This window comes from Bacteroidales bacterium (genome assembly GCA_035299085.1).
Classification (GTDB): domain Bacteria; phylum Bacteroidota; class Bacteroidia; order Bacteroidales; family UBA10428; genus UBA5072.
This window is the reverse complement of record DATGXG010000016.1, coordinates 1-10,881: the sequence shown is the minus strand read 5'-3', so window position 1 is coordinate 10,881 and position 10,881 is coordinate 1. Positions and strand designations below refer to the sequence as shown.

Sequence of the window (10,881 nt, the reverse complement as noted above, 5' to 3'; positions counted from 1 at the left end):
GGTGACTGGTGACTGGTGACTAGTGACTAGTGACTAGTGACTAGTGACTAGTGACTAGTTGATTAAGGTTTTTTTATTAAAAGGTAAGGCGGCTTTGCCGCCTTACCTTTTAATTACCTGAATTTAATAACCTTCCCCCCCTTCCATTGTTAATTGTATGATGAAGAGAGTAAGAGGCAAAATCATCCTGGTGGATGATGAGAATTATGAAAAAGACTTCCTCGAGAGAGCACTGAGGGTCAAAGACTGGAATATTCAAATTGAGTATTTCAATAATGCTGACGACGCTCTTGAGCACCTGAGGATGAATGCCGATGAGGTTTTCCTTATCATTTCCGATATAGATATGCCCGGGAAGAATGGTATGGAATTTAAGAAAATCCTTGAAGAGGATGAGTATTTAAGCCAGAAGTCAATTCCATTTATTTTTGTCAGCCACAGCCTTTCGCGACAAAAAGTTATCCAGGCATACCGGTACCATGTGCAGGGCTTTTTCTATAAACCAATGACCCCTGCCGAACAGTCAAATATGTTTGAAATTATTGTTCAGTACTGGATCACCTGTATACATCCAAATAAAGATGACTTGCCGGATAATCCGAACCTGGATTAGGCTTCCATTGTTCCCGTAATAGTTACCTTGCCCCTGATAGTCAGCCCTGATTATCTGCAGGCTAAATTGCATTCTGCAGTATATAAACGGCTGCGCCGGCAAAATAGCCCAGCAATGCCAGCAGGCTGATCTTTTTCAGATACCAGAAAAAGCTGATCTTTTCCATCCCCATGGCAGCCACACCGGCAGCTGATCCTATTGACATTATGAGGAAGGAGCCTCTTTCAAACCAATGGTAATGTGAACGAAAAGATACTTCCTTTGCCGGGTTCACTCTCATAATATATTTCACCACCCTGTGCTTCAATAAACTCTTTGCTTATGGCAAGTCCAAGGCCGGTTCCTTTTTTATCGCTGCCGGGTATACGGAAGTAACGGTTAAATATTTGTTCCCTGTAACGGGGGTCAATACCCTGTCCGAAATCCTGGACTGAAAAATGCATTTTGGCTTTGACCGGTTTAACTGACAGGATTACCTTTGAATTGGGATACGAATACCTGACCGCATTTGACAGGAGGTTGGTCAGTACCCATGATGTTTTATCGAGGTCAGCATATACCGGACCGGCATTTTCGTCACATCTGGTCTCTATGGCTATATTCTCCACATCAGCCTGCTTCTTAATGGTTTCAACGGCATACCTTACTATTTCACCGGGTTGGGAGGGTTGTATGTTTAACTGTATCTTTCCGGTTTCAACCTGTGTAAGGTTCAGCAGTTCACCGGTGATTCTGAGCAGTCTTTTTCCGTCGTCCTTTACACTTTCAATGAGTTGTTGCTGCTCAGGATTTAAAATGCCTATGCGTTCATGTTCCAAAAGTTCGAGGCTCATAAGAATGGACGAGAGGGGGGTTTTGAGTTCGTGTGATACCGTGGCAATAAAGTTGGTCTTCGCCGAATCAAGTTCTTTGAATGAGGTTATGTTCTTCAGAATAATCACATCACCAATATACCTTGAGTTGCTCTCGGCGGTGGGGGTTATCGTAATGGTGATAATTTCCTTTTCGAAATAGCTTTCTTTATCGTCGGTATATATTTTCAATGGTTCATTGGATATCGCGTTGTTGCCTGGTTTTACGAGCTCACGGATAAGTGAACGGATCAGGTCGTTGTTTACTGCAATTTCCTGCGATGGCCTGCCAATGGCATCCTCCTTCCTGAGCCCTGAAACTTTAAATGCTTCATTATTCATGAAAATGATTTTGCCATTCTCATCCAGGCCAAAAACGGGTTCATGCATGTTGTTAATGAGTGTATCAATGCGTTTTTTCTCCATCATTAAAATGGCAAGGTTTGAATTGTTGTATTCCTCCAGTTTTTCGGCCATTACGTTGAATGAGCGCGCAAGTACACCCAGTTCATCTTTTCTTTCAAAGGTTACCCTGTGCGAATAGTTTTTTGCTGCAATTTCTTTAATGCTGCCGGTTAGTTCATTTATTGGTTCCATGATACTTCCCGGAAGGTTTACCAGCAGGGTAAAGGCTATTATAAAGCATATGGTACCGGTGATTGAAATGATCAGGATTGCGGTTTTAGCCTTTGAAATGGCTATTTCGCTTTTGTTTTCTATGGCACCCATATTCAGTGCCATGAGGTCATACAAGTCATTTCGTATATTCCTCAGGTCAGCGGGATTACCGGTTCCGGTCCTGAGTTTTTCAAAGTTCATTGAAATCCTTGAGGTGAGGATCCCTTCACCGGCTTCTGTAATATTAGACTGCTGAAGCAGAAGGTAGTTTCCGAACTCATGCATTGCAGAGTCAGATACACTCAGATTGTCGGCTGCCAGCAACATTCGCCGGGCATATTCAATTGACTTGTTATTTTGAGCAAGGATATTACGGGTATTTCCGGCAATCTGGTTGGTGAAGATGATACCAAGCAGTATCAGTATTACAATCAGTATAAAAAGGAAGCCTATACCCAACCCCAGTTTTGTTTTAATTTTCATTTTATGAGAGAATTATCAGATCAATATCATATGACGCCAGGCCTTTTAAAAGTCCGTTAAATATGCTTCTTGAAAAAATGATCTTAAACAGCAGCCTGTGAGGTTTTCCCATACACACGGTAGTTATATCGAATTTCGCAGCCTGTTCAAGAATACAGTGCGGTATGTTATTGCCCTTTACCTGGATAACTTTGGCGCCCAGTTCGGTTGCCAGTTTAAAATTATTGATAAGGTGGCGCTGTTTGTTCAGCGGTATCCTGTCGGGACTTTCACCCCGGGCCTGTACGTACAGCACAAACCAGTGGGCATTGTAGTAGCTTGCCAGCCGGGCGGTTTTGCGGATCACGTTCTTTGCTGCTTTTTCATTGCTGCTGATGCACGCCAGGAATTTCTCATGCCGCAGCCCTGAGTTTTTAAGTACTTCAACATCCACCTTCCGCTCCACCTGCGAAGCTACTTCTTTCAAAGCCAGTTCACGAAGCTGAAGTATATGCTCAGGCTTAAAGAAATTTGCCAGTGCTGCCTCAATTTTATCCTTTTCGTAAATATTGCCTTCCTGCAGCCGGTGGATCAGGTCATCGGCACTCAGGTCAATGTTCACTACTTCATCGGCAAGGGCAATTATACTGTCGGGTATTCGTTCGTTCACTTCAATACCGGTAATCATCTTTACATCTTCATTCAGGCTTTCAATATGCTGTATATTGACGGCACTGATGACGCTGATCCCGGCTTCAAGAATCTCAAGGACATCCTGCCAGCGTTTTTCATTTTTGCTGCCTTTGATATTTGAATGGGCCAGTTCATCAATAACAACGATTTCAGGCCTGGTACTTATAATTGCCTGCACATCCATTTCTTCCAGTTCCCTGCCCTTATAAAACAGTTTTCTTCGTGGAATTACCGGTAGTCCGGCCAGCATGGCAATGGTTTCGGCGCGGCCATGTGTTTCAATATACCCGAGCCTGATATCCACCCCTTTTTTTAAGAGAGAATGCGTTTCCTGCAGCATACGGCAGGTCTTGCCTACCCCGGCAATCATACCTATGTATATCTTTAATTTGCCCCTCCTTGACCTTTTTATCAGATCAAGGAAGTGCTGCACATTATTTTCTTTCCCGGCCATGTATCAGTTAAGTGATTATAAAGTTAATGAAATACTGCCTAAACCGGTACTTACCAACAACACACTTTTAATTGTATCAGTTTAATTGCCAAGTATGGTTTTCAGGTAAACAGGCTTAAGTTCTTCAGGCATCAAACTGAGATGCTCTTTTAAGGTCATGCATTTTTCTTCACCGGCAAGTATCCTTAAGAACTCATTTTCAATGGCATTCTTCTCATACAATGATCCCTTTGAGTATAGTAGGAGGATAAGCCTGAATGGCTCCTTTTTGGTCTCATTGTCTTCATTGATGATTGAAATGGTATATTTTGCGAACCGGCAAAGTATCTCATAGTCTGAACAGTTGTCGTTTTCAGGCAGTTCTTCAAAAGCGGTGGGAAACCATTGTTTTAATGTTTTCCTGATTTTCGTTTCCATTGTGTTTTCTTTTAGGTTACACACAGTGTATACCAATTGGTGTTCCATATACCATCAGTATGCCGGAATGCCTGATTACTGCGGAAAAGGGCTAATTGTGAAATTTGAAGGCACCGTAAATACTTGCAGAATGAAAGGGTAAGCTTAGCGAAATGAAAGCCCGGCATGGCAACTACAGGTTGTATTCAGCCATTTTCCGGTATAAAGTAGTAAGAGCAACCCCCAGCAGTTCAGCGGTTTTTGTTTTATTGCCACCGGTATGGTTCAGCACCTTTATAATGTGCATTTTTTCAAATTCCGACAAATTAAGCGACTGATGAGGGTCAGACTCCGGCTTATACTGTTTTTGCTGAATTTCAAGCGGCAACAGGTCAGGGGTTAGCAGTGGCCCATTGGCAAGTATGCAGCAACGTTCTATAACATTTCTCAGCTCGCGTATATTCCCTGTCCATTCGTATTGTTTCAGGGCAGTGATAAAGGAGGATGACATTCCGGTAATGTTCCTTTTTGTTTTAATTGAGAACATATCGAGGAAATAACGGGCAAAAAGCTCAATGTCATCCCTGCGTTCACGCAGGGGAGGCAGGTTTATCTGAAACACCGATATACGGTAAAACAGGTCTTCCCTGAACCTGCCTTCAGCAACTTCCTTCCGCAGGTCAAGGTTTGTGGCAGCAATAATCCGCACATTCGATTTCTTTACTTTGCTGTCGCCAACTTTGTAATATTCGCCTGTTTCAATTACACGAAGCAATTTAGCCTGCAGGTCGGTGGCCATTTCACCTATTTCATCCAGGAATATTGTGCCGTTGTTTGCTTCTTCAAATATCCCTTTCCGGTCGCGTGTTGCCCCGCTAAAAGCGCCTGCGGTATGTCCGAAGAACTCGCTTTCAAGCAATTCATGACTGAAAGCAGCACAATTGATGGCAATAAAATTCTTATATCTCCGGTTGCTGGCCATATGGATGGCATTGGCAAATACTTCCTTTCCGGTACCGGTTTCCCCGGTTAAAAGCACCGTTGTATCTCCCGCAGCAACCCTGGCTGCCAGGTTCCTTGCTTCTGCAAGGGGTGGTGAGTCGCCGATAATGTTATCAAAGGAGTACCTGTCACCCAATTGTTTTTCCAGGCTCTTCACCCGCCGGGCAAGTTCTATTTTTTCGGCCGCCCGCCTGATCAGCGGAATGATTTTGTTATTGTCATCACCTTTTGTAATATAGTCAAAGGCGCCGTTTTTAATTGCCTGCACACCATCGGGTATGTTGCCGTATGCTGTAAGCATGATGATTTCAACCTCAGGGTATTGTTCCTTTATTTTCAGGGAAAGGTCCAGGCCGTTTATATCGGGCAGTTTTACATCACAAAGTACAACGTCAATGTCCTTCTGCTCCATTTTCCTGAAAGCAGCGGCACCGCCGGCCGCCTCCAGTACTTCGTAACCCTCGTAACCGATAAGCCGGGCAAGCAGTTTCCGAAGCTTCTCTTCATCATCGATGATAAGGACTTTTTTCAAGAATACATTTGTTTTAACAAAGTTAGTGATTGTTTGCCGTTTTATCCAAATCGAGGTTCAGCATAAGAACATTAACACATTCAGGCCCAAATAATCCCAGCAATGGTTTCCGGGTATTCCTGCTGATTAAATTGATTAGCGTATCTTCAGGGATATTACGTGCGGCTGCTATCCGCTTTACCTGCACTTTAGCCGCCTGGACAGAGATGTGGGGGTCGAGCCCGCTGCCACTGGCTGTTACAAGGTCGGCCGGAATTTCTGACCTTTCAATGCCGGGGTTACGGAGAAGGAACTGGTCAATCCGGGCACTGACCGTAACAAGGTACCCTGGATTTGAAGGCCCTTTATTGCTTCCACCGCTGCCGGCGGCATTATAGCCCACGGCCGAAGGCCTGGACCAGAAATACCGGTCCTTTGTAAACGGCTGGCCAATATTCAGGTAATATGCCTTGTTATTGCCTGTTACCATAAACCCTTTCCCATGGTTGGGAGCCACTTGTGCAATACCGAGTATGACCAGTGTGTAAATGCCGGGGAAGAAAACAATACAAACCAGCGTGAGCCGTATTGCCTTTACCAGATTTGCTTTCATTGTTTTATATTATTGATGATACAACCATGTCAATCAGTTTAATTCCGATAAACGGGACAATAATCCCGCCCAGTCCATAAAGGAATAAATTGCGCCGCAGCAGGGCACTTGCGCCAATGGGTTTGTAAGCCACCCCCTTTAAGGCAAGGGGGATCAGCAATGGGATGATGAGTGCATTGAATAAAACAGCTGAAAGTATGGCACTGGCAGGACTGCTGAGGTGCATCACATTGAGGCTCTGCAGGGCAGGGATAGCCGTAATAAACAATGCGGGGATAATGGCAAAATACTTTGCCACATCATTGGCAATGCTAAAAGTTGTCAATGCCCCCCTGGTCATTAACAGTTGTTTCCCAATTTCAACGATTTCAATGAGTTTCGTAGGATCATTGTCCAGGTCAACCATATTGCCTGCTTCTTTGGCGGCCTGGGTGCCGCTGTTCATGGCCACGCCCACATCAGCCTGTGCCAGGGCAGGGGCATCGTTTGTGCCGTCGCCCATCATGGCTACAAGCCGCCCCGCCGACTGTTCTTTTTTAATATATTCCATCTTATCTTCAGGCCTTGCTTCCGCAATATAGTCATCAACACCTGCTTTTCCGGCAATAAATCTTGCCGTGAGCGGGTTATCACCGGTAACCATCACCGTTTTTACCCCCATCTTCCTCAGTCGTTCAAACCGCCCGCGGATGCCCGTTTTAATGATATCCTGCAATTCAATTACCCCGCGCACCACGTTATTTTCAGTAACCACAAGCGGGGTACCCCCAAGTGATGAAATGCCGTCAACAATTTCATTCAGTCCGGCGGGCAATGTTTTGCCATCACTTTCCACCATGTTTTTTATGGCATCATATGAACCTTTGCGGATGCTGGTATTTCCAAACTCTATTCCCGAACAGCGGGTTTGCGCGGAAAATTTGATAAACTGCGGGTTTTCGGGTTTGGTTTTCAGCGTATCAGCACCCCCCAGTTCAATAATTGATTTGCCTTCGGGGGTTTCATCGGCCAGAGAGCTCAGTACTGACAGCTGAATCAAATGGTCTTCACTCGTTCCGGGCAACGGGTGAAACCGTGTTGCTTTCCGGTTACCAATGGTGATGGTGCCTGTTTTATCCAGCAGCAGTACATCAATGTCGCCGGCAGTTTCCACTGCCTTGCCTGATTTGGTTATTACCCCCGCCCGAAGTGCCCTGTCCATGCCCGCTATCCCTATTGCTGACAGCAAGCCGCCGATGGTGGTGGGAATAAGGCATACAAACAATGCGATCAGGGACGGAATGGTTATTGGTGTTGAGGCATAGCCGGCAAAAGGATGCAGGGTTACCGTAACTATGATAAATACCATTGTAAGGCCTGCCAGCAAAATGGTCAATGCAATTTCATTGGGGGTTTTTTGCCTGGAGGCCCCTTCTACCAAAGCAATCATTTTATCAAGGAAACTTTCACCCGGCTGTGTGGTCACTACCACTTTAATCCTGTCGGAGAGTACTTTAGTGCCGCCCGTAACCGAACTTTTATCGCCGCCTGCTTCACGTATCACAGGTGCACTTTCACCCGTAATGGCACTCTCGTCAATGGAGGCAAGGCCTTCAATGATTTCACCGTCGGTTGGCACAATGTCGCCCGCTTCACAAATAAAGACTGCACCCTTTGAAAGCTGTGATGAAGGAATGGTTTGTCCGTTGACCAGCTTAGCCGGTGTTTCTTCCCTGGTTTTCCTCAAACTGTCGGCCTGGGCCTTTCCCCTGGCTTCAGCAATCGCTTCAGCAAAATTGGCAAACAACAAAGTGACAAACAAGAGCAGCAGGAGGGCAAAGTTGTATCCGGTATTTCCCTGTGATGCGTAACCCGCAAGTGACAGCACGGTTACGGCCAGCATAACAACGGTACCCGTTTCTACGGTCAGCATAACGGGGTTATGGTATAATTTCAGGGGATTAAGCTTTACAAACGATTCCCCGATGGCCTGTGTGATTAACCCCTTCCTGAAAACTGATTTATCGTGTGTTTTCATCTTTCAGTCCTTAACATTTAATACAGTGTAAAATATTCTGCCAGCTGGCCGAGTACCAGTGCAGGGAAAAAAGAGAGGGCAACAACTATGAATATCACAGCAAACAGCATAACCCCGAATGTCACCGTGTCCGTCTGCAGGGTCCCCGCACTTTCAGGGATATATTTTTTACCGGCCAGCAGCCCTGAAATAGCCACCGGACCAGCAATAGGCAGGTATCTTGCAAGCAGCATCACTATACCCGTTGAAATATTCCAGAATGGCGTGTTATCCCCGAGTCCTTCAAAGCCGCTGCCGTTATTGGCTGAAGCAGAAGTAAACTCATACAGCATTTCACTGAACCCATGGTAACCCGGGTTGCTGAGCCAGCCGGCATATTCAGCCGGATTTCCGGCGTATATAAAACTTGCCAGTGCGGTACCCGCCAGTATCAGCAAAGGGTGCAGAATGAAAACCAGTACCGCTATCTTCATTTCCCTTGCCTCTATCTTCTTTCCAAGGAATTCAGGCGTGCGTCCGACCATAAGCCCCGATATGAATACGGCGATAATGATAAAGATGTAAAAATTAAGGAACCCTACCCCCACCCCACCGTAAAAACTATTGACCATCATACCCGTTAAGGCTGCCATTCCTGTCAGTGGAGTCATGCTGTCGAGCATGGCATTCACTGAACCGTTACCGGTACAGGTGGTGCTGACTGCCCAAAAAGCTGAAGCTGCGGGCCCAAACCTGACTTCTTTGCCTTCCATGCTGCCATGCTGCTGAATGCCCAGTTGGTCAACAGCCGGGTTGCCGTGCATTTCATTAATAACGGAAGGAATAACCAGCATCAGGAACCCCGTGGTCATAACGCCAAAGATGATCCACGACATTTTCTTCCGGCGGACCACATAACCGAATGCAAAAATCATGGCCACGGGAATCAGGAAAATAGCGACTGTTTCAATGATATTGGTAAGGTAACCGGGATTTTCAAACGGGTGGCACGAATTGGTTCCGTAAAAACCGCCTCCGTTTGTTCCCAGTTGTTTTATCATGGCAAAAGCGGCAACAGGGCCTCGGCTGACCTGCTGAACCGGCCCTTCAAGAGTGGCCACCGTGTCCCTCCCTTCAAAGGTAACCGGGCTTCCGCTAAACACAAGCAAAGCAGCACCAATAACCGATAGCGGGAACAATATGCGGGTACAGCTTCTTACAAAAAAACTGTAGAAGTTTCCGGTCTTTTCAGTGGTACCGGCTTTCATTGAAACAAAAACCACGGCACAAATTGCCATACCGGTTGCGGCACTAATAAACTGCCATAACATAAGAACCAGTTGCCCCAGGTATGAAAGTCCGGTTTCACCCGAATAATGCTGCAGGTTGGTATTGGTTATAAAGCTTGCGGACGTATTGAATGCCAGGCCGGCACCCATCGAAGGTATTTTATCGGGATTCAATGGCAGCCGGCCCATGTTCATTAATATGGCCATGGATAAAACCAGCCATACGAGGTTTATGGTTAACAAAGCTGCAAGGTGCTGTTTCCAGTTCATTCCGGTTTCGTGGTCAATACCGCCCAACCGGTAAAACACCTTGTCGACAGGGTCGAACAACTTATCTGCCCGGGTTTTCCCATAAGTAAAAATGCGGCCCATATATCGGCCAAGCGGAAGTGCCAGGGCTATCACCAGCGCATACATAAGGACAACCCCCCAAATTTCAGGATCCATCTTTCTATATTTTTTCGGGGTTAAGCAGCACGTTTACCAGATAACCGAATACTGCAATTGAAATCAGTAACAAAAGTGTCATAGCATGAATGGTTTCAAATTAATTATCTGAACCATTTATGCCAATTCCTGTACCATTTTGAGGGCAAAATGCACAAAAGTTATTTCTGTCAGGGAATGCAGCATTCTGCTCCATTTAAAAACAATTGCGAACCCTATCATTTTGACAGGGGCTAAATGAGCATTTTGAAAGCGTCTGAATCTTATGTACCTCCTGTCAGGGGGTTTTAATGAAGGTTGTATCCGGGAAATATTTCTTTCTGATTATTATCTGATCGTGTTCTTTTCATTATTAAAATGTCTTTATATTTGTCGTAGCTAAGCAATGATTGCTCTAATACAACAGTATAACCAGGCTTTATAGAAAAATTATGAAGGTATATACGTCAACTCTAATTGCAGGATTCTTCTTGATGACACTCCTCCTTTTTACCCAAATTTCTCTTTCTCAAACACTTCCTACGGATTATTTCAGATCACGAGCTGATGGGAATTGGGTTACTGCATCAACATGGGAATCATCATCAAATAACCAGGACTGGCAACCTGCGACTCTATTTCCTGATGTAACATCTCAATCGATTGTTATAAGGCATAATATTCAATTCAGCTCAAGTAATACCATAATTAATGCGGATCAAATTTTAATAGAAAGTAATGGAACTCTAACAACTACTTCAGATAGGCTGGTTATAGTGGATGGTCCAGGTATTGATCTTGATTGCAGTGGCACAGTTACATTAGGAAAATACATGTCCTTGATTCAGGCTGTTATGCGAAATGGTGGTCAATATATTAGAAAACTTGACAATTCAGTTCCTTTAACCATCTTTACATGGGAACCCGGTTCAACTTTAAGATTGGTAACTATGTCAG

Annotated in this window: 10 protein-coding genes; 2 read left to right on the top strand and 8 right to left on the bottom strand. The window is 44.9% G+C overall.

Annotated features, from left to right (window positions below; all coding sequences use genetic code 11):
• Window positions 1-157: 157 nt before the first annotated feature.
• The gene (locus tag VK179_04470; GenBank protein ID HLO57972.1) at window positions 158-613 is read left to right on the top strand and encodes a response regulator; all 456 of its coding nucleotides are present in this window, start codon (window positions 158-160) and stop codon (window positions 611-613) included.
• 61 nt (window positions 614-674) lie between these two features.
• Here the strand turns inward: VK179_04470 and VK179_04465 are convergent, their stop codons facing one another.
• From VK179_04465 to kdpA, 8 genes are all read right to left on the bottom strand, one after another.
• Window positions 675-818, bottom strand: a complete 144-nt coding sequence (locus VK179_04465; protein ID HLO57971.1) for a hypothetical protein — start codon at window positions 816-818, stop codon at window positions 675-677.
• A gap of 19 nt (window positions 819-837) precedes the next feature.
• On the bottom strand, window positions 838-2,565 hold the full coding sequence (locus VK179_04460; GenBank protein HLO57970.1) for an ATP-binding protein: 1,728 nt from the start codon (window positions 2,563-2,565) through the stop codon (window positions 838-840).
• A 1-nt stretch (window position 2,566) separates the two neighbouring features.
• Window positions 2,567-3,691 carry a sensor histidine kinase KdpD gene (locus VK179_04455; GenBank protein HLO57969.1) on the bottom strand — a complete coding sequence of 375 codons (1,125 nt, stop codon included), beginning with the start codon at window positions 3,689-3,691 and terminating at the stop codon, window positions 2,567-2,569.
• Between the two features lie 81 nt (window positions 3,692-3,772).
• A complete protein-coding gene (locus VK179_04450; protein ID HLO57968.1) occupies window positions 3,773-4,108 on the bottom strand; it encodes a hypothetical protein in 336 nt (111 codons plus the stop codon).
• Between the two features lie 172 nt (window positions 4,109-4,280).
• Entirely contained in the window at window positions 4,281-5,621 is a 1,341-nt protein-coding gene (locus VK179_04445; protein HLO57967.1) for a sigma-54 dependent transcriptional regulator, read from the bottom strand.
• Between the two features lie 22 nt (window positions 5,622-5,643).
• Window positions 5,644-6,213, bottom strand: coding sequence for a K(+)-transporting ATPase subunit C (locus tag VK179_04440; GenBank protein ID HLO57966.1), 570 nt, complete (start codon window positions 6,211-6,213; stop codon window positions 5,644-5,646).
• 4 nt (window positions 6,214-6,217) lie between these two features.
• Entirely contained in the window at window positions 6,218-8,230 is a 2,013-nt protein-coding gene (gene kdpB, locus VK179_04435) for a potassium-transporting ATPase subunit KdpB (GenBank protein ID HLO57965.1), read from the bottom strand.
• A 17-nt stretch (window positions 8,231-8,247) separates the two neighbouring features.
• Complete coding sequence (kdpA, locus tag VK179_04430; protein HLO57964.1) at window positions 8,248-9,945, bottom strand: potassium-transporting ATPase subunit KdpA; 1,698 nt, start codon at window positions 9,943-9,945, stop codon at window positions 8,248-8,250.
• A 431-nt stretch (window positions 9,946-10,376) separates the two neighbouring features.
• Between kdpA and VK179_04425 the strand changes: the two genes are divergently transcribed.
• Window positions 10,377-10,881, top strand: a 505-nt coding sequence (locus VK179_04425) for a hypothetical protein (GenBank protein HLO57963.1), incomplete at its 3' end; no start/stop codon positions are given.